Consider the following 17,812-nt stretch of genomic DNA (forward strand, 5'->3'; position numbering starts at 1 on the left):
GTTGTAATCACTTCCACTGGTGGTAACAAAGGTGGTGGGACAGTTCTGACGCCATTGGGGCGAAGCCTGCTGACCTGGTATGACCAGGCTGAGGCCCACCTCAATGAGCAATCTCAGCAACAGTTAATAGAACTTGAAAAGATTCTTTTTGGAAAATGACAGAGGCCTTTGTTATCCATCGGGAAAATAGAGCGACAGCAAAGCATGAAGGGGGCTAATGCCCCCTCCATTGTTACTTCGCCATCTCTTCCAGCAGGTCAATACCAACCGGCTCTTCGCTCTGTAGCGCTGTTAATGCAATACGTTCTGCATGCTGCTCTTCCACATCAGAGATGAGAGGCAACTCGCGGTTCGCCCTGGTCCTCAGGAAAGGTGAAGACGGTTCAGCTGCCGCCAGACTGTTATTAACAACCCATGCCCACGGCTCGATGCCAGCGCGACGCAAATCCTGCTGCAGGTTTGCTGCTTCCAATACAGGTGTCGTTTCGGCAAGCGTCACGATAATCACCTTCGTCTTCTCCGGGTCCTGCAATTGCATCATTGGCGTCATCACATGGTCATGTGTTTGCCCCATCTGGCGCACCATTTCCCGGTGATAGGCTCCCGTAGCATCCAGTAGCAGAAGTGTGTGACCCGTTGGCGCGGTGTCCATAATGACAAAATGGTCGTCTGCCTCTTTGATGATCCGAGAGAATGCCTGGAAGACGGCAATCTCTTCAGTGCATGGTGAGCGGAGGTCTTCCTCCAGCACCGCCAGCCCTTCTGCATCTAATCCTTTGCCCTGATTTTCTAGGACAAAGCGGCGATAACGTTCTGTCTCTACCTTTGGGTCGATACGACTGACCTGAAGATTGGGCAGTGAGCCATCCAGCGTGTAAGACAGATGTGCTGCCGGATCGGATGTGGTCAGGTGGACTTTGTGGCCACGTTTCGCCAGCGATACCGCGACTGATGCCGCAACGGTCGTTTTGCCCACTCCGCCTTTACCCATCGTCATGACCAGCCCTTTGCCTGTCTGGCTGAGTTCATCCACCAGTGAGGATAGTTTCGGCAAATCCAGAGTATTCAGCGTGGTAGCAGGGAGAGCCGGTGCGGCTTTGCTCTCTGTAAATAACTCCCGCAATGCTTCCAGACCGACCAGGTTAAATGGCTTCAGATACAGCTGTGAGCGGGGAAGATTAGCCAGATTATCAGGCATTGCCTGTAATGCTTTTTCTTCCCGAGCCAGAATGCTTTGCGCCAGTGGATCATCCTCACCAGCAAACGGCGGCAGCACACCATTGATGGCAATGTGCTGATGCTGCAAACCGATAGCAGACAGCTCATCGTGCGTATGAGAAACTTCTTTCAGCGTTGAAGCCTGGGCACGGGCAACCAGCACTAAGCGTGTAAGAGCTGCATCAGACAGCGCTTTAACTGCATCGGAGTACTGGTGCTGTTGTTTCTCCAGCCCTACCAGAGGCCCGAGGTTTGCAGCGGCATCAGGGTTCGCTTCCAGATAACCGCTCCAGGCTCCCGGCAATTCAAGCATGCGGATGGTGTGACCGGTTGGCGCGGTATCAAATACAATATGGTCATATTTTTCCCGCAGCTCATGATTGGTTAGCAGACCGGTAAACTCATCAAACGCAGCGATTTCCGTGGTGCATGAGCCAGAGAGCTGCTCTTCAATGCTGCTGACCACATCGGCTGGCATCAGCTCGCGGACCGGGTCGAGCACACGGTCACGATAGGCTTGTGCTGCAGCCATCGGATCAACTTCCATCGCGGCAAGATTTTCTACTGTACTAATATCTGTGATTCGGTGGCCGATAGTCTGGCTAAATACCTGGCCGACATTGGAAGCCGGATCGGTACTCACCAGAAGCGTTCTCTTACCCTGATCGGCCAGCCATACCGCAGTAGCACAGGCCAGAGATGTTTTACCCACGCCACCTTTACCGGTGAAGAAGATGAACGGGGGAATGTTTTTTAAAAATGGCATATTCATCTGTGATAGCTCCTCTGGAATTAAGGCATACGTGGAATGCTGCAGCAGCGTGGTTGTGTGCTGTCTTCACTCCAGTCCTGACTAAGCGGAATACCTGCCCAACGGGCGATATCTTCACGAGTCGGGAGTTTGCCTGTCATCACGAGCTGCCCATCGAGCAAGGTGACAGGGAGGGACTCCATCCCTGATGTGTTCAGAAACTCTTTGATGACAGGGGTATTCAGGAACTGCTGCGGGTTTTTCGCAAGGCTGTAGCGCTGAATATCAACACCATTCTTTTTCGCCCATTCGGCGCTGGCGTTCCATTTGACTGCTTCGTCGCTGACCACAACGCTACTGGTTGCGCAGCAGCCTGCTGCTTCAAAGATCTCAATTTTTGACATGGACTGTGTACCTCAGTGTTAAGTCATTTGGTTTTACACTGAGGTAAACGAAGGTGGCGGGAAAAAGATGCGCGATTAATTCATTTTTTTGTGGCAGCAGACGTGGGAAGTGTCATCCACCTGAATCTGGCAGAGTTCTTTCATCGTCTCTTTCAGGTGCTTTCTGGCCCTTAGCAAACGGGATTTAAAAGCTGTAAGCGTGATACCCCATTCATCGGCCAGGGACTGCTGGGGACGCCGGTTAAGGTCGGACTCTTCAATCAACCACCGCTCATCTTCGGGTAAAGCCTGTAATGTTTCAGGCAGGCAAATATCCAGCGTTGAGATTGCATCAGGGGATGCGTCTGTTAATAGGGCATCTTCTTCCAGCTCAACAAACTCCCTGGTGGTTCGGTACTCATCAATCAGCAGATTCCTCGCCACCCGATACAACCAGGTTCGCGGATTTTCCATCTCACAAAAAATGTCTGAATGGGCTCGGGCACGCAGGAAAAGGTCTTGCAGAAGGTCTGCTGCTTTTTCGCTATCACCTGTCTTCGATATCAGAAAGCGAGAAAATTCGCCTTCATGCTGCCGCCAGAACACGCTCATACAGCGGTTGAATGCTGGTATGTCACTCATACTAACCTTCAAATTTTGCTCTGATTAACCCGTCGGGAAAGTTCTTCTGCAGACTCTTTTCGTTCACTGTAGCGATCGACAAGATAGGCAGCATTTGCCCGGGTCAACAATGTAAACTTCATCAATTCTTCCATCACATCTACGATGCGGTCGTAATATGATGACGGTTTCATACGTCCATCGTCATCAAACTCCTGCCAGGCTTTTGCCACCGAGGACTGGTTCGGAATAGTGATCATTCTCATCCAACGACCAAGCACGCGCATCTGGTTGACTGTGTTGAATGACTGGGAACCTCCACACACTTGCATAACAGCCAGAGTTTTTCCCTGAGAAGGACGAACAGCACCTTCAGATAATGGTATCCAGTCAATTTGTGCCTTCATAATACCAGTCATCGCTCCGTGTCGTTCCGGAGAGCACCACACCATTCCTTCAGACCAGCGAACCAGTTCACGCAACTCCATAACTTTTGGATGAGACTCCGGTGCATCATCAGGAAGTGGAAGGCCAGATGGATTAAAAATGCGGACTTCTGCGCCCATTGCAGTTAACAAACGACCTGCTTCCTCTGTAGCCAGTCGACTGTATGAGCGCTCGCGAACTGAGCCATAAAGCATTAGTATACGAGGGGGGTGAGATATTGTCGGTATCCCCATTTTTTGCTCAGTTATTGCAGCATCAAATAAATCAGGAACTATATTATTTAGCTTATTCATTTTTTTATTTTCCCTATAGATTCGGGACTTTAGTAGGATTGAATTCAGACGGTTCGATGCAGCTTTCGTCAATCATGACAGTTATGAGTTTTCCGGTTACTTATCCATTTTTGCCAGCGTGTTCCGCAACATCTGTTTTACTGTTTACACAGCACTCTTCACGTAAGAATTCGATGATAGCTTCCAGTATTTCGTATTGAGAGACACACATGAGCGTTCGACTCTCCCGGTTTTGTGTGACGAGCCCTACTGATACCAGGGCTGAAATATGATGACTTAACGTTGATGAGGGAATGCCAAGCTGCTTTTGCAATTCACCTACAGGCAAACCTTGTTCTCCAGCTTTTACAAGATGTTTGAATATGAACAAACGGGTCGGGTGACCCAGCTCTTTTAGTGCTTTAGCTACTTCTTCCAGTTGCATGTGACAACCCTCTGTCTAATGATATTTCGATAATACCAGAAATATCTTGACCAGAATTATATTTCGATTATTCTAGAAACGTAGATTTTGTCAAGAGGGTTTAGTATGAATAGTTGGATTTCTATGCTGCAAGATGCCGCAGAGATGTTTTTGTTTTTGGCCGTCGAGCTATCTTTGCTGTTTATTGTCATCAGTGCCGGTGTGAGCCTGATAAGGCAAAAGGTCCCGGACCATAAAATCCAGCAATTGATGGGGGCGAAAAAAGGAAAAGGCTACCTGCTGGCCTCGTTGTTGGGAGCCGTTACCCCTTTCTGTAGTTGCTCAACAATTCCAATGCTACGAGGGTTGTTGTCGGCGAAAGCAGGGTTTGGTCCGACACTCACTTTTTTGTTTGTTTCACCGTTGCTTAATCCCATTATCGTGGGGTTAATGTGGGTTACCTTTGGCTGGAAAGTAACTTTGTTGTACGCGATCATCGCTGCCGGTGTCTCAGTCCTTGCCAGTATCGTATTGGATTTACTAGGATTTGAACGTCATATTGTTGATCACAAAAACTCAGCATCAAGTGGTTGCACCACGAAATGCGATGATTCCGAAGCTTCGGTAAAAACGTCGGCGGGTTCCAGTTGTTGCAGCACTAGCTCGACTCAATTGCCTTTAAAAACGAGTTGCTGTACTTCATCAGCGAACCCCATAATTAACTTAAGGACGGTAAAGAACGAGCAGAACGTATCAGCGTGTTGTTCATCAATATCATCTGAACAACCAGCTGTTAGCTGTTGCAGCAGCGAGAATCTGGGCAATGTGAATCTCACAACGAATACCACCTCTGGCCCAATAAAGTTAGCTATGAAAGATGCCTTACAGCAGTTTAAGGATGTTCTGCCTTATCTTTTGTTAAGTGTATTAATAGGTTCATTTATTTATGGCTTTATCCCTTCAGAGTGGATTGCAGCTCATGCCGGAGCAGATAATCCCTTAGCCATACCGCTGAGTGCAGTTGTTGGTATTCCGTTGTATATCCGCGCAGAGGCAGTGATACCACTTGCATCAGTGCTGATGACTAAAGGAATGGGCCTGGGGGCATTAATGGCCTTGATAATCGGTAGTGCTGGAGCGAGTTTGACAGAAGTAATACTGCTTAAATCAATGTTCAGAATGCCTATGATAGTCGCTTTTCTGACAGTAATCCTGGGTATGGCCATACTTATGGGGTATCTGACCCAATTGCTTTTTTAATAATAATAGTAAGGGTCTTCTGGTTTCATGTTGAACAAAGAAGACCCTTTAGCTTCTGTAATCCATTTAATCAGTCTGAATGAAATAGATTATAAATTCTGCTCTGCATACCTGCTTAACCAAAGTCTCATGATTCTGATTGTCGGTACAGTGCCTGAATGTGGCATATCTGGGAGGTGCTGTACCCTGTTGCATCTGCCGTTTCTTTCTTGACCTGCCGGTAGTAAAGTACCTTTTGATGCCGTTCCTGAGCGACCTGTTTTCCCTGATATTTACCCAGCGTATGTGCGAGTTCAACTCCCTGCTTTTGGCGCTGGCGGTCAATTTGCTCGACCAGCAAAATATCATTGCGGTGACTGTCCATCAGTAAGCGACCCAGTTCCGGTCGGTCAAGTTTTGTACCGCTGATATTCTCCCGGTAGTAACTGGCTATTTTATGCCCCCGCTCCTAAACAAACTGCTCCAGCATCTCTTTTGCCCGATCGGTGAACTGATCTTCCGTCTATGCCCTTAAATAAGTGCTGATGAACATTTTTTCACCGCATTACCGCATTTAGGTTATTGCATTTAATCTATCGCATATAGGCTATGTCGTTCATTGTGTGCCGTCACGTTTAGATTATGGTGTCAGGGTATACCCTTATGCGATAACCATTTTTGTTAAAAATAACGCATCGAATAATTTATGAGGAAAACTATATGGCAAGGAGGCAGATTCTTTCTCTGTCGGAAAGAGAATCATTACTGGCATTACCGGACGATGAGTTAACGCTGACCCGAATGGCCTATTTCAGTGAGCATGATCTGGCGCTTATCAGTGCTCACCGTAAACCCGCCAGCCGTTTTGGTTTTGCCGTCCTTCTTTGCTATCTGAAAAATGTCGGCTTTGCCCCGGATAAAAAAATCTCTCCCTCTGATGCGCTGCTGAAGCATATCGCCAGCAGGCTAAAGCTTACCGGGGATCTCTGGCCTGCTTACCTTTCCGGCCGGGATACGACCCGGCGTGAGCATTTAACCGAACTGTACCGCTATCTTGGCGTAAAGGCGTTCACCGGCAAAATACAGCAGGACTGTATTACGCACCTGTTATCGATGGCGACGCGCACCGATAAAGGCATTCTCCTAGCCGAAGAGTTACTTGTCTATCTCCGGCAGAACAACGTGATAATCCCCGCGATTGATGTCGTGGAGCGTACCTGTGCTGAAGTCATGGCAGGCGGCGATAAAATCGTATTTCAGACCCTGAATGCCCCGTTAACTCCGGCTCACAGGGATGCCCTGGATCATTTACTTGAGTCATCAGATAATCAGCCTTCCAGGCTGACATGGCTTCTGCAACCGCCGGGTAAAATCAATGGTAAGAACGTGCTGCAACATCTTGATCGGCTCAGCAGCATTGAATCGCTGGCATTACCTGAAGGTATAGATCGTACCATTCACCAGAACCGGTTGCTGAAACTGGCGCGGGAAGGCCGAAAGATGAGTAGCCGGGATTTGACCCGATTTTCAGCTGCCCGGCGTCATGCGATCCTGGTGTGCGTGCTGGAAGAAGCCAGAGCCACACTGACAGACGAAGTGATTGAGCTGCATGAGCGAATGCTGAATAGTCTTTTCAGCAAAGCCAAACGAACACAGGCTGAGCGCCTTCAGCAGACCGGAAAGCTGATCCAGTCAAAACTGAGGCAGTACATCGATGTCGGTCAGGCGCTGTCTGATGCCCGTGATTCCGGTGGCGATCCCTGGCTCGCAATAGAAAACATACTCCCATGGGCTGAATTTGTCGCCAGTCTGGATGAAACACGCCATCTCGCCAGAAAAAATAATTTTGACCCGCTGCATATTATTACCGAGAAATACAGCACATTACGGAAATATGCCCCACGCATGTTGTCCGCTTTACAGTTAGTCGCAACCCCGGCAGCGCAACCTCTGGCTGATGCACTGGTTGTGATCAAGGATATGTACCGGAAGCAGTCACGTAAAGTTCCGGCGGCAGCGCCGCTTGAGTTTGTCCCTGAAAGCTGGCGCAAGGTGGTGATTACACCTGTGGGTATTGACCGGCAGTACTATGAGTTTTGTGCACTCAGCGAGCTTAAGGGGGCGTTGCGCTCCGGGGATATCTGGGTTAAAGGCTCGCGCCGCTACAAAAATTTTGATGATTACCTCATACCCGAGAAGGACTTTGACAAACTCACACCGGCACTGCCACTGCCCGTATCTGCTGATTATCATGAGTACATTACCAGCCGTATGACCCTGCTTCAGTCCAGACTTGAAGAGGTCAATGCCATGGCTGCCCTTGGTGAACTGCCCGATGTGGAAATATCCGACAGGGGCGTAAAAGTCTCTCCGCTGGATAACTGCGTTCCGGCGCAGGTTTCACCGCTGGCAGAGCTGGTTTACAGCATGCTACCGCGACCTAAAATCACGGAAATTCTCGATGAGGTAAACAGCTGGACGACGTTTACCCGACATTTTTCGCATATAAAAAATGACATTACCCGTCCCGATACCCGCTTGCTCCTCACCACCATTCTTGCGGATGGCATCAATCTTGGCCTGACCAAAATGGCAGAAGCCTGCCCCGGGAGCACCAAATCATCACTCGAAGATATTCAGGCATGGTACATCCGTGACGAAACCTATTCAGCCGCTCTTGCAGAGCTGGTAAATGCGCAGGGGAAAAGACCGTTGGCGGCATTTTGGGGAGACGGAACAACGTCATCATCAGATGGACAAAATTTCAGAACCGGCAGCTCAGGCCGCTACGCAGGGCAGGTTAACCCGAAATATGGGCAAGAGCCTGGACGTCAGTTTTATACCCATATTTCGGATCAATACAGCCCGTTTTACACCTGCATAATCAGTCGGGTCAGGGATTCAACCCATGTTCTCGATGGCTTGCTGTACCACGAAAGCGACCTGGAAATCAGGGAACATTACACCGATACCGCTGGTTTCACCGATCATGTCTTTGCCCTGATGCATCTGTTGGGATTTGCGTTCTGTCCGCGAATCAGGGATCTCCACGACAAAAAACTGTTTATCAAAGGGAAAGCAGAGAAATACCCGGCGCTTCAGTCACTGATATCAACGACCAGCCTGAATCTGAAAGAGATCGAAATCCACTGGCGTGAAGTGCTGCGTCTGGCAACCTCGATAAAGCAGGGAACCGTGACGGCATCCCTGATGCTGAAAAAGCTTGCCAGCTATCCCAAGCAAAACGGACTTGCCAAAGCACTGAGAGAAATTGGCCGCATTGAGCGAACCCTGTTTATGCTCGACTGGTTCCGCGACCCGGCTCTGCGTCGGCGGGTACAGGCGGGGCTGAATAAAGGCGAAGCCCGTAACGCGCTGGCGCGTGCGGTATTTATGCACCGACTGGGAGAAATCAGGGACAGAAAACCGGAAAATCAGAGCTATCGCGCCAGTGGACTGACGCTGCTGACGGCTGCCATATCCCTGTGGAATACCGTCTATATGGAAAGAGCGGTCGATGCCCTGAAGCGTAAAGGGGTGAAGATCAACGAGCAACTGCTGTCGCATTTGTCGCCGTTGGGCTGGGAACACATCAATCTGACAGGTGATTATATCTGGAAAAGCAACCGGATACCGGCTTCTGGTAAGTTTCGTCGGCTAAGACCAGCTAAAGTCGAAAGGTCAAAAAACAGCCTTAACGTACAATAATTTTCGATATCCAAACTGACCCCTTATTGAGCTCACCCTACCCTACTCACCGGAGGATTGCCGGGATTTACGTTTTATTGCGCTACTGATTGTGCCGCGGCTGCACCCTAGCACCTTCTGTACCTGTGTCCAGGAGCTGCCACTTTCTATCAACCTGATAATTGCATCATGTCTGGCTTGATTAGGTTTACGCCCTTTATATTTGCCGTCTTTCCTTGCTTTCTCTATCCCCTGTTTCTGGCGTTCCCGCCGTTGTTCATAGTCCCTTCTGGCAACAGCGGCCAGCATATCCAGCAGCATATCGTTAATGGCTGCAAACAACCGGCTGTCAAACTCACTCATACCAGAATTAATCCAGGTCGTCGGCACATTCACGGCCATAACTCGAATATCTTTCTGACGGATCATTTTCTTCAGCGTATTCCAGTCTTCCCCTGACAGTCGGGAAAGTCTGTCCACATCCTCGATAAGCAAAATGTCATTTTGCTGGCAATCTCTCAGAAGACGGAAGAGTTCCGGGCGGTCAAGATGGGAGCCGGATTCATTCTCAATATAATAGCTGCAAATGATCAGGCCTCTTTCCCTGGCAAAAGCCTCGATAGTTTCCAGGGCACGCGAAGCATCCTGTTCTGCTGTTGAAGCTCTCAGATAAGCGCGGACAAAGTTTGTTGGTGCATTTGAAGTCATATTAGAGAACCAGTTCGCATAAGGTCACACCACTATACCCAAAATGAACCAGAAAGTGGATCGACAGGAAAGGCACACTCAAAAAGAACCAGAAAACAGACCTCCGACCATAAAGTGACAATGTCACACAGAAATTTACAACATAAAGATGATGTAAAGACAGCCTCAGCTTTACCATGTAAAGCCACTATAAAGACACACAAATCTTTACACAATAAAGACAATATAAATACAAGCTTATCTTTATTTGTGCTTTACATGGTAAATCATGTGTAATATAAAGACACTGTAAAGACAAAATAATCTTTACGAACAACACACAATGTAAAGATAAGATAGTCTTTACATAATCTTTACGTCATAAAGAGAGGAATTCTGAAATGGGTAAAATCTTGCTTGTCGTATCAGATAAGGGTGGTGTAGGCAAAAGCACCTACGTGGCTAACACAGGCTCAATGCTGGTCAATAAAGGTAAGTCGGTAATTATCCTCAAGACAGATAAAAACCACGATCTGTTGAGCTGGAACGAAAAGCGGACAGATAACGGCTTACTCACTATCCCGGTTCACGCAGCTTACGGAAACGTCAGCAATGAAATTAAGCGACTTAGTAAGCTGTGTGAAGTCCTCATTGTCGATTGCCCCGGCCACGACAGCCAGGAGTTCCGTAGCGCCCTGACAGTATCAGATATCGTGGTAACACTGGTTAAGCCGTCCTCTGATTTCGAAAGCGAAACTCTGACCAGTGTTACAGAGAAAATCCGCACCGCTCAGAAAGCTAACGCAGCCCTAGAACCGTGGGTGCTGTTCACCAGAATCAACTCAGCGAAACCCCGCCACAGAAAAGCGGCCATTGATCTGGATAAATTACTGCGTTCGGACAACATCTGGATTCAACCTCTGAAAACCCGGATATCCGAGCTGGATGTGTATGAAAGCGCCTGTAATGAAGGGGCAGGGGTACATGACGTTAGCCGGGCATCAAGCCTTTCAACAGCGAAAGCACAGATTGAACTTGTGGCACAGGAAATTGGGATTTTATAGGAATATCAACAAGATTAATCAAAATCTTTACATTGTAAATACATCATAAAGATACTATGATATTTACAATGAATGCATACCGTACAAGAGGCAATTTTCATGGCTTTAAAACTAAACCGTCCGAACATCGATGAATCTAAGCAACCAGCAACAAACGCAGAAACCGCGCGTTTTATCTCCGGCGCTACCAGAGCGCCTGTAGTGGGTAAACCAAAGTTGATGAACTTCAGACTGCCAGCGTACTTTGAGGAGATCCTGGAAGCAGAGGCGCAGAGAACAGGCCAGAGCAAGACAACCGTTCTAAAGGCAGCGCTGGCCGCTTTCGATAGCCTAGACGAGAACCTGAAAAACCACTGGCTGCTTGAATCTGCAAAGTTAGGGTAGCGTTATGGCTAAGAAAAAGAGCTCTGTACACGACAAATTTCACAGAACCCTTATCCTATCAGGGTTCTGCCTTCTTAAAATTGCCAAAATTTCCTTAAACTCTTCTTTTTTCCCAAAACCAATTAAACGCTGAATCGCCATTTGAACATAGTCTAAACCATAGCGAAATAAACTCATTGAGAGTCGTCCATGCTTCTTTATTTTTATCGCTTTTTTTTGATCATGTTGCCATTCACCCGTTAAGTAACACCAACAGAAGCTTATAGCTAACACCGCAATCAATTTTTTCACTCGTCTAGGGTCTGTCAAGCGCGTATTTTCAAGATTAAACCCGCGTCCTTTGAGACAACTGAATAAGGTTTCAATTTCCCAGCGTAATGCATAATCCTGAATAGCATTGGCATTAAACTGAGGAGAAACGACGAGTAAAAGCTCTCCATTTTCTAACTGTAGTGCACTTATATATAGTTTCACCCGACCAACCAAAATCCGTCGTTTACGACATTCAATTTGACCAACTTTAAGATGGCGAAATAAATCACTAATTTTATGATTCTTTCCTAAATGATTGGTGACAATGAAGTTTTTTTAACACGAATGCAGAAGTTGATGTCTTGTTCAATTAACCATGTAAACCACTGCTCACCGATAAACTCTCTGTCTGCGAACACATTCACAATACGGTCTTTACCAAAAATGGCTATAAAGCGTTGAATCAAAGCAATACGCTCTTTCGTATCTGAATTTCCACGTTTATTAAGCAATGTCCAAAGGATAGGTATCGCTATTCCACGATAAACGATTGCGAGCATCAGGATATTAATATTTCGTTTTCCCCATTTCCAATTGGTTCTATCTAAAGTCAGTTGCACTTGGTCGAATGAAAACATATTGAAAATCAACTGAGAAATTTGACGATAATCAAAATACTGACCTGCAAAGAAGCGCTGCATACGTCGATAAAATGATTGTGGTAAGCACTTGATGGGCAAGGCTTTAGATGCAGAAGAAAGATTACATGTTTGCTTTAAAATAATCACAAGCATGATGAGCGCAAAGCACTTTAAATGTGACTTGTTCCATTTTAGATATTTGTTTAAGATAAGATATAACTCATTGAGATGTGTCATAGTATTCGTCGTTAGAAAACAATTATTATGACATTATTTCAATGAGTTATCTATTTTTGTCGTGTACAGAGAAATTCATTAAGAAACCTCCAGTAATTCATCATAGATTGATAAGGGGTGTTGAACACTCTCATGAGGTATGAGTGATGATGGGCTAACATCATCAATTACAGATTTTTTAGAACCATCATTAAATAAAGGTAATGAAGAAAAAAATTGTTGTTCTTCAAGCAAACGAGTACTTGGTTTTTCTTTAGTTGTTGCATGAATGCGTTGATTTGCTGTTTCACTAAGCCATCGACCAATATAGGCATTTGCCATATCAACATCTAAGCTAAGGTCAACCACCTTTAAACTTGCTTTTAATGGCACGATAAAACTTGATTTCAAATAACTATTAAAGCGTTCTACTTTACCTTTTGTTTGCGCACGATATGGCTTACAAACACGTGCTCGGAAGTTATATTTCTTAGCACAATCAAGTAATTTAGCATTCCAGCGATGTTGACCATCTTGATAAGCATCACGTTCAATGATAATGGCCTTAGCATTATCAAATAATACATCTTTAGGAACACCACCAAAGAACTGAAAAGCACTTTCTAAGCCATCAATCCATGCATCAGAACGTTCATGATCATAAAACTTAACAAAGGTTGCTCTAGAGTATCCCAAAGTTGCAACAAATGCTTTTAATGTGGTGTGATGACGTCGAATTGTTGTGAAATCAACCTGCATTTGTTGACCTGGTTGAGTCTCAAATCGCTTAATCGGCTCTGGTTGTTTAGTTGGCTTTAATGTATTGAGATAATTTTGTAGTGTTCTAATTTTCCCCGTGTAGCCTTTTTGCAAGATTTCTTGATACAACACTGCAGCCGGTATCCATTCTGGATCGGCGGCATTTACACGTTTGATTAAATACGGTTTATAAGGCTCAAGAATACTCACTTTAGATTGTGTTCGTTGATATTTAGGTGTTACTTGAGATCGTAAATATTTACGCACAGTATTTCTAGAAATACCGAGTTCGCGGCTAATTGCCTTAATAGATTGACCTTGTTGATGAAGTATTTGGATTGTCACTGCTTGCTCCAAAGTTAACATGTTGAGCAGTCCAAAAAGACCACTATATTAACCAAGGGGGTCAATTTTCAAATGCTGTTGGGGGGTCATTTTTACATTGCCGCTAACAGGCCGGGCGACACAGGCTGATTTTCAAGAAGCAATGAACGCCTTGCGCCAAGCGTGCAGCTAATGACGAAAGGGCGGCCACTCGAACTGGCCGCCTTTTTCAATCTTCACTGTTTGGCCATTCCCGACCCACAGACGGCGCATCCATCCATTCGCGTTCCTCCGGCGGCAGCGGGTAAGCCCCGGATGCTTCCGCGTCGGCCAGTAGTTCGGCCAGTGTGTAGCGCACCCGACCAGTGGAAACGGCGCGGGCCGGGTCGGCCTTCTCATGCAGCCTGTTCTCTAGGTTCTTTGGGTCTGTCATCGGGCGACCTCAGCAAGCATGGATACTAGGTGTTCCAGGTCAGTGATCGAATGCGCCAGGAAGCGGCCGGCGCGGCAATCTGCAATCATTTCCTCAGTTTTTTCCTACTCATGTTCAACCTCGTTCGTACCAGCTCTTCGAGCGATTCACCACGCGCACGACCAGCAGCATCACCGGCACTTCGACCAGGACGCCGACCACGGTTGCCAATGCAGCGCCGGAGTGCAGACCGAACAAGCTGATGGCGGCCGCCACGGCCAGCTCGAAGAAGTTGCTGGCACCGATCAGGGCCGAAGGACAGGCGACAGAGTGCTTTTCCCCCGCCCGCTTGTTCAGCCAGTAGGCTAACCCGGAATTGAAGAACACTTGAATCAAGATCGGCACGGCTAGCATGGCGATCACTAACGGCTGCCGGATGATGGCCTCGCCCTGGAAGGCGAACAGTAGAACCAACGTCAGCAGCAGCGCGGCCATCGACCACGGCCCGATCTTCTGCATGGCCCGTTCAAAGGCGGCCTGTCCTTGCTTGAGCAGATGCCGCCGCAAGAGCTGCGCCAGGATCACCGGCACGATGATGTAGAGCACGACCGAAATCAGCAGCGTGTCCCAAGGCACCGAGATCGAGGACATGCCCAGCAGCAGGCCGACGATGGGCGCGAAGGCCACGATCATGATGGCGTCGTTCAGAGCCACTTGCGAGAGCGTGAAAAGCGGGTCGCCGTTGGTAAGGCGGCTCCACACGAACACCATTGCCGTGCAGGGCGCGGCGGCCAGCAAGATCAAGCCCGCGATGTAGCTGTCCAGTTGATCGGCCGGCAGGAACGGAGCGAACACTTGTCGGATGAACAGCCACCCCAGCAGGGCCATCGAGAATGGCTTGACGGCCCAATTCACGAACAGCGTGACGCCGATGCCGCGCCAATGCTCTTTGACCTGGTGCAGCGCCCCGAAGTCGATCTTGACCAGCATCGGGACGATCATTACCCAAATCAGCAGGCCCACCGGCAAATTGACCTGGGCCACTTCCATGCGGCCTATGGCCTGGAACACGTCAGGAAGGCCCTGGCCGAGCGCAACACCGGCGACGATGCACAGGGCCACCCACAGCGTCAGGTAACGCTCGAAGCCGCTCATCGGGGCCTGGCGCGGCTTCGCGGCGATGGCCTGTGCGCCGGCGCTCATGCTTCCTGCTCGGTCTTGCCGATGTTCGCCAGCTCGCGCTTGATGGCCGTCTGGTCAAGCATTTTGAGAGGCAGATTCACGAACAGGCGGACGCGGTTCATCATGTGCCGGAAGGTTTGTTCGAAGGCCCGGCGCTTCTCGGCGTCAGTGCCTTCGACGGCGGCCGGGTCTTCAAATCCCCAATGCGCCGAGATCGGCTGACCAGGCCACACCGGACACATTTCGCCGGCGGCGTTGTCGCAGACGGTGATGATGAAGTCCATCTTCGGTGCGTCGGGCGTGGCGTACTCGTCCCAGCTCTTGCTGCGCAGATTCTCGGTCGGGTAATTCACCGACTCCACCTTTTCGACGGCGAAGGGATTGACCTTGCCGGTTGGGTGACTGCCGGCGCTGTAGGCGCGGAAGCGCCCTTGCCCCATCGTGTTGATGAGAGCTTCGGCCATGATGCTGCGCGCCGAATTGCCGGTGCAGAGGATGAGGACGTTATAGATTCTTTCGGTCATGATGTTTCGCTTTCTGGTAGTGGCTGGGGAGCAATGGCGATGGATGAAAGATCGGTGGCCTCGTCGATGACGTGGCCGGCCGCTTTCCGTTCGGAATAGCGGTCTGTCAGTGCTTCACGGTGCGGCCGTACCAGCGCCGTGAAGCGCACCAGTTCTTCCATCACATCGGCTATTCGGTCGTAGTACGGCGAGGGCTTCATGCGGCCCGCCGCGTCGAACTCTTGGAACGCTTTGGCGATACTCGACTGGTTCGGAATGGTGAACATTCGCATCCAGCGGCCGAGCAGACGCAAGGTGTTCACGGCGTTGAAGCTCTGCGAGCCGCCGGATACCTGCATCACGGCCAGGGTGCGGCCTTGGGTCGGCCGGATGCCGGCCATTTCAAGCGGCAGATGGTCAATCTGCGCCTTCATGACACTGGTAATCTGACCGTGGCGTTCCGGGCTGCACCAGACTTGTCCCTCTGACCACTCGGACAGGGCGCGCAGCTCCTTGACGGCCGGGTGATCGTCGCTTTGCACTTGATCGGGCAACGGCAAATCGGACGGGTCGAAGATGCGTGTTTCTGCGCCAAAGAATTGCAGCAGCCGGGCCGCTTCCTCGACGGCCAGCCGTGAGAACGAGCGGGCGCGCAGCGAGCCATACAGCAGCAGGATACGCACCGGCGGGGCGTCGGGTGCCAGCCCGAGCGCCGGGCGCTCGATGGCAAAGGATTTGTCCAAAGCGGGCAAAGAATCGGGGTCGGAAAGATGGCGAAGTCTCATGCCAACACCTTCCCGGCTTCCGTGGTGCAAGACAGGTTGCACACCTGGCCGCCGCAGCAGTTTTCCGTGAGAAAGGCCACCAGGTTAGTGGCCGTCGAAAAGTTCGCCTCGTAGATCACAAATCGGCCTTCTTGCCGCGACGTGACCATGCCGGCGTGTGCCAGCTCTTTCAGGTGGAAGGATAGCGAAGACGGCGGGATGCCGGCCGCTTCGCTGATTTTTCCGGCGGCCATGCCGGCGGGGCCGGCCTGGACGAGAAGCCGGAACACCGCGAGGCGCGATTCTTGAGCGATGGCCGCCAGGGCGGCTACAGCATTTATCGTTTCCATGTTTCAATAATAGTCGAAATATGGAGTGTGCTCAATAGCTCATTTAAGCTGTAAAAATGAGCTAGGCGCATTTAGATCGATATGTGATAAATTGGCCTGCCAGTTTAAGATGGGTGCATTTGAGTATGCCCAAAGGAGCCCGCAAGTATGCGCAGGACGAAGCCAGTAGCCGCGCCGATGGTGGCGCGGGTCTATCTGCGCGTCAGCACCGACGCGCAGGACTTGGAACGCCAAGAGGCGATCACTACGGCCGCGAAGGCCGCCGGCTACTACGTCGCCGGCATCTACCGTGAGAAGGCATCCGGCGCACGCGCCGACCGGCCTGAGCTGCTGCGCATGATCGGCGACCTACAGCCCGGCGAGGTGGTCATTGCCGAGAAGATCGACCGCATCAGCCGCCTACCTTTGCCCGAGGCCGAGCGCCTGGTGGCCTCGATACAGGCCAAAGGCGCACGCCTGGCCGTCCCTGGCGTGGTCGATCTATCCGACCTGGCGGCCGAGGCCCAGGGCGTCGCCAAGATCGTGCTGGAAGCCGTGCAGATCATGCTTTTTCGCCTGGCCTTGCAGATGGCCCGCGACGACTACGAGGACAGGCGCGAACGCCAGCGCCAAGGCATTGAGTTGGCCCGCCAGGCCGGGCGGTACAAGGGCCGCCGTGCTGATCCGAAGCGCCGCGCCCAAGTTGTCGCGCTGCGCAAGTCCGGCTACAGCATCAACAAGACCGCCGAGCTGGCCGGGTACAGTGCGGCCCAGGTGAAACGGATATGGGCCGAGGTCAGCCAGGCCGAAGCGAAGCAGCACGGCGCGTTCGTGGAGGACGCATTGACGGAAGCCGATGCCCTGGCCGCTGTCGGCCAGGATGAGCGCCAGGAGGAAAGGGCATGAAGAAGCCGAACCAAGACGACGAGCCGTTTTTCATCACCGAGGAGATTGCGGCCGAAATGATCGCCGGCGGCTATGAGTTCGAGCTGCCGCCCATTCCTTGCACCATCCGCCTACGCGACGTGCTGGAGCGCATGACCGATGCTGAGCTAGCATTGCAGCCGGGCGAGATCGCCGACCAGGAGCGTGAACGCTGCCGGCGCAAGCCGTGTTCAACCTCATGATCTGGTCATGGTATTTTTCATGGCACTGAGCCTGATAGTTCTTGCAAATTGTTGTCACTAAAGGGTTTTGTGTGCTTGTTTACAATCGAGTGGGAGTGACGGGCACTGGCTGGCAATGTCTAGCAA

Annotated in this window: 19 protein-coding genes and 2 pseudogenes; 7 read left to right on the plus strand and 14 right to left on the minus strand. The window is 50.0% G+C overall.

The window, feature by feature from the left end; translation table 11 throughout:
- Positions 1 to 232: 232 nt before the first annotated feature.
- The 5 genes from arsA to ACQ29O_RS23985 all read right to left on the minus strand — a co-directional run bounded on the left by arsA (position 233) and on the right by ACQ29O_RS23985 (position 4,137).
- Entirely contained in the window at positions 233 to 1,990 is a 1,758-nt protein-coding gene (gene arsA, locus ACQ29O_RS23965; RefSeq protein WP_011117602.1) for an arsenical pump-driving ATPase, read from the minus strand.
- Positions 1,991 to 2,010: 20 nt separating this feature from the next.
- Positions 2,011 to 2,373 carry an arsenic metallochaperone ArsD family protein gene (locus ACQ29O_RS23970; protein ID WP_089621653.1) on the minus strand — a complete coding sequence of 121 codons (363 nt, stop codon included), beginning with the start codon at positions 2,371 to 2,373 and terminating at the stop codon, positions 2,011 to 2,013.
- A gap of 75 nt (positions 2,374 to 2,448) precedes the next feature.
- Positions 2,449 to 2,994: a sigma-70 family RNA polymerase sigma factor gene (locus tag ACQ29O_RS23975; protein WP_061093430.1), complete on the minus strand. Its 546-nt coding sequence runs from the start codon at positions 2,992 to 2,994 to the stop codon at positions 2,449 to 2,451.
- An 8-nt stretch (positions 2,995 to 3,002) separates the two neighbouring features.
- On the minus strand, positions 3,003 to 3,713 hold the full coding sequence (gene arsH, locus ACQ29O_RS23980) for an arsenical resistance protein ArsH (RefSeq protein ID WP_057102336.1): 711 nt from the start codon (positions 3,711 to 3,713) through the stop codon (positions 3,003 to 3,005).
- Between the two features lie 100 nt (positions 3,714 to 3,813).
- Positions 3,814 to 4,137, minus strand: a complete 324-nt coding sequence (locus tag ACQ29O_RS23985) for an ArsR/SmtB family transcription factor (protein WP_001175593.1) — start codon at positions 4,135 to 4,137, stop codon at positions 3,814 to 3,816.
- Positions 4,138 to 4,242: 105 nt separating this feature from the next.
- Here ACQ29O_RS23985 and ACQ29O_RS23990 point away from each other — a divergent pair, with 105 nt between their 5' ends.
- A complete protein-coding gene (locus ACQ29O_RS23990) occupies positions 4,243 to 5,376 on the plus strand; it encodes a permease (protein ID WP_001089730.1) in 1,134 nt (377 codons plus the stop codon).
- Positions 5,377 to 5,503: 127 nt separating this feature from the next.
- Here ACQ29O_RS23990 and ACQ29O_RS23995 read toward each other — a convergent pair.
- Positions 5,504 to 5,908, minus strand: a pseudogene (locus ACQ29O_RS23995) (recombinase family protein).
- Positions 5,909 to 6,075: 167 nt separating this feature from the next.
- Here ACQ29O_RS23995 and ACQ29O_RS24000 point away from each other — a divergent pair.
- The gene (locus tag ACQ29O_RS24000; RefSeq protein ID WP_000124023.1) at positions 6,076 to 9,063 is read left to right on the plus strand and encodes a Tn3 family transposase; all 2,988 of its coding nucleotides are present in this window, start codon (positions 6,076 to 6,078) and stop codon (positions 9,061 to 9,063) included.
- Between the two features lie 42 nt (positions 9,064 to 9,105).
- Here the strand turns inward: ACQ29O_RS24000 and ACQ29O_RS24005 are convergent, their stop codons facing one another.
- Entirely contained in the window at positions 9,106 to 9,750 is a 645-nt protein-coding gene (locus ACQ29O_RS24005) for a recombinase family protein (RefSeq protein WP_254486130.1), read from the minus strand.
- A 380-nt stretch (positions 9,751 to 10,130) separates the two neighbouring features.
- Here ACQ29O_RS24005 and ACQ29O_RS24010 point away from each other — a divergent pair, with 380 nt between their 5' ends.
- Both ACQ29O_RS24010 and ACQ29O_RS24015 read left to right on the plus strand, forming a co-directional pair.
- A complete protein-coding gene (locus tag ACQ29O_RS24010; protein WP_000516402.1) occupies positions 10,131 to 10,793 on the plus strand; it encodes a division plane positioning ATPase MipZ in 663 nt (220 codons plus the stop codon).
- A 99-nt stretch (positions 10,794 to 10,892) separates the two neighbouring features.
- A complete protein-coding gene (locus ACQ29O_RS24015) occupies positions 10,893 to 11,177 on the plus strand; it encodes a hypothetical protein (RefSeq protein WP_001185480.1) in 285 nt (94 codons plus the stop codon).
- 39 nt (positions 11,178 to 11,216) lie between these two features.
- Here the strand turns inward: ACQ29O_RS24015 and ACQ29O_RS24020 are convergent.
- Both ACQ29O_RS24020 and istA read right to left on the minus strand, forming a co-directional pair.
- Positions 11,217 to 12,307 (minus strand): IS4-like element ISAba1 family transposase gene (locus tag ACQ29O_RS24020; protein ID WP_085940413.1). Its coding sequence is split into 2 segments (ribosomal slippage): positions 11,217 to 11,767 and positions 11,767 to 12,307, totalling 1,092 coding nucleotides; the frame shifts between segments, so codons are not numbered across the junction.
- Between the two features lie 78 nt (positions 12,308 to 12,385).
- Positions 12,386 to 13,411 (minus strand): IS21-like element ISEc57 family transposase, encoded by a 1,026-nt coding sequence (gene istA, locus ACQ29O_RS24025; RefSeq protein ID WP_021545039.1) that lies wholly within the window; start codon positions 13,409 to 13,411, stop codon positions 12,386 to 12,388.
- Positions 13,412 to 13,493: 82 nt separating this feature from the next.
- Here istA and ACQ29O_RS24030 point away from each other — a divergent pair.
- Positions 13,494 to 13,562 (plus strand): annotated as a pseudogene (locus ACQ29O_RS24030) (type I toxin-antitoxin system ptaRNA1 family toxin); the annotation flags it as partial.
- Positions 13,563 to 13,598: 36 nt separating this feature from the next.
- Here the strand turns inward: ACQ29O_RS24030 and ACQ29O_RS24035 are convergent.
- The 5 genes from ACQ29O_RS24035 to ACQ29O_RS24055 form a co-directional block, all read right to left on the minus strand.
- The gene (locus tag ACQ29O_RS24035; RefSeq protein ID WP_000131871.1) at positions 13,599 to 13,802 is read right to left on the minus strand and encodes a hypothetical protein; all 204 of its coding nucleotides are present in this window, start codon (positions 13,800 to 13,802) and stop codon (positions 13,599 to 13,601) included.
- 114 nt (positions 13,803 to 13,916) lie between these two features.
- Positions 13,917 to 14,984 carry an ACR3 family arsenite efflux transporter gene (gene arsB, locus ACQ29O_RS24040; protein ID WP_001272375.1) on the minus strand — a complete coding sequence of 356 codons (1,068 nt, stop codon included), beginning with the start codon at positions 14,982 to 14,984 and terminating at the stop codon, positions 13,917 to 13,919.
- Positions 14,981 to 15,487, minus strand: a complete 507-nt coding sequence (locus tag ACQ29O_RS24045) for an arsenate reductase ArsC (protein ID WP_000140066.1) — start codon at positions 15,485 to 15,487, stop codon at positions 14,981 to 14,983. The genes arsB and ACQ29O_RS24045 overlap by 4 nt, the downstream gene beginning before the upstream one ends.
- Complete coding sequence (gene arsH, locus ACQ29O_RS24050; protein ID WP_001239389.1) at positions 15,484 to 16,251, minus strand: arsenical resistance protein ArsH; 768 nt, start codon at positions 16,249 to 16,251, stop codon at positions 15,484 to 15,486. The genes ACQ29O_RS24045 and arsH (ACQ29O_RS24050) overlap by 4 nt, the downstream gene beginning before the upstream one ends.
- Positions 16,248 to 16,580 carry an ArsR/SmtB family transcription factor gene (locus ACQ29O_RS24055; protein WP_000447876.1) on the minus strand — a complete coding sequence of 111 codons (333 nt, stop codon included), beginning with the start codon at positions 16,578 to 16,580 and terminating at the stop codon, positions 16,248 to 16,250. Before ACQ29O_RS24055 ends, arsH (ACQ29O_RS24050) begins: the two co-directional genes overlap by 4 nt.
- A 147-nt stretch (positions 16,581 to 16,727) precedes the next feature.
- Here ACQ29O_RS24055 and ACQ29O_RS24060 point away from each other — a divergent pair, with 147 nt between their 5' ends.
- Positions 16,728 to 17,465 (plus strand): recombinase family protein, encoded by a 738-nt coding sequence (locus ACQ29O_RS24060; RefSeq protein ID WP_001366550.1) that lies wholly within the window; start codon positions 16,728 to 16,730, stop codon positions 17,463 to 17,465.
- Positions 17,462 to 17,686 (plus strand): hypothetical protein, encoded by a 225-nt coding sequence (locus ACQ29O_RS24065; RefSeq protein ID WP_000743213.1) that lies wholly within the window; start codon positions 17,462 to 17,464, stop codon positions 17,684 to 17,686. The genes ACQ29O_RS24060 and ACQ29O_RS24065 overlap by 4 nt, the downstream gene beginning before the upstream one ends.
- Positions 17,687 to 17,812: the final 126 nt, after the last annotated feature.

It is taken from the genome of Salmonella sp. GDC200615, assembly GCF_050574145.1.
Classification (GTDB): domain Bacteria; phylum Pseudomonadota; class Gammaproteobacteria; order Enterobacterales; family Enterobacteriaceae; genus Salmonella; species Salmonella enterica.

Bases quoted from the DNA above. Each gene is read 5' to 3' on its own strand.
- arsA (WP_011117602.1), bottom strand. From the start codon at position 1,990: ATGAATATGCCATTTTTAAAAAACATTCCCCCGTTCATCTTCTTCACC.
- ACQ29O_RS23970 (WP_089621653.1), bottom strand. From the start codon at position 2,373: ATGTCAAAAATTGAGATCTTTGAAGCAGCAGGCTGCTGCGCAACCAGT.
- ACQ29O_RS23975 (WP_061093430.1), bottom strand. From the start codon at position 2,994: ATGAGTGACATACCAGCATTCAACCGCTGTATGAGCGTGTTCTGGCGG.
- arsH (WP_057102336.1), bottom strand. From the start codon at position 3,713: ATGAATAAGCTAAATAATATAGTTCCTGATTTATTTGATGCTGCAATA.
- ACQ29O_RS23985 (WP_001175593.1), bottom strand. From the start codon at position 4,137: ATGCAACTGGAAGAAGTAGCTAAAGCACTAAAAGAGCTGGGTCACCCG.
- ACQ29O_RS23990 (WP_001089730.1), top strand. From the start codon at position 4,243: ATGAATAGTTGGATTTCTATGCTGCAAGATGCCGCAGAGATGTTTTTG.
- ACQ29O_RS24000 (WP_000124023.1), top strand. From the start codon at position 6,076: ATGGCAAGGAGGCAGATTCTTTCTCTGTCGGAAAGAGAATCATTACTG.
- ACQ29O_RS24005 (WP_254486130.1), bottom strand. From the start codon at position 9,750: ATGACTTCAAATGCACCAACAAACTTTGTCCGCGCTTATCTGAGAGCT.
- ACQ29O_RS24010 (WP_000516402.1), top strand. From the start codon at position 10,131: ATGGGTAAAATCTTGCTTGTCGTATCAGATAAGGGTGGTGTAGGCAAA.
- ACQ29O_RS24015 (WP_001185480.1), top strand. From the start codon at position 10,893: ATGGCTTTAAAACTAAACCGTCCGAACATCGATGAATCTAAGCAACCA.
- istA (WP_021545039.1), bottom strand. From the start codon at position 13,411: ATGTTAACTTTGGAGCAAGCAGTGACAATCCAAATACTTCATCAACAA.
- ACQ29O_RS24035 (WP_000131871.1), bottom strand. From the start codon at position 13,802: ATGACAGACCCAAAGAACCTAGAGAACAGGCTGCATGAGAAGGCCGAC.
- arsB (WP_001272375.1), bottom strand. From the start codon at position 14,984: ATGAGCGCCGGCGCACAGGCCATCGCCGCGAAGCCGCGCCAGGCCCCG.
- ACQ29O_RS24045 (WP_000140066.1), bottom strand. From the start codon at position 15,487: ATGACCGAAAGAATCTATAACGTCCTCATCCTCTGCACCGGCAATTCG.
- arsH (WP_001239389.1), bottom strand. From the start codon at position 16,251: ATGAGACTTCGCCATCTTTCCGACCCCGATTCTTTGCCCGCTTTGGAC.
- ACQ29O_RS24055 (WP_000447876.1), bottom strand. From the start codon at position 16,580: ATGGAAACGATAAATGCTGTAGCCGCCCTGGCGGCCATCGCTCAAGAA.
- ACQ29O_RS24060 (WP_001366550.1), top strand. From the start codon at position 16,728: ATGCGCAGGACGAAGCCAGTAGCCGCGCCGATGGTGGCGCGGGTCTAT.
- ACQ29O_RS24065 (WP_000743213.1), top strand. From the start codon at position 17,462: ATGAAGAAGCCGAACCAAGACGACGAGCCGTTTTTCATCACCGAGGAG.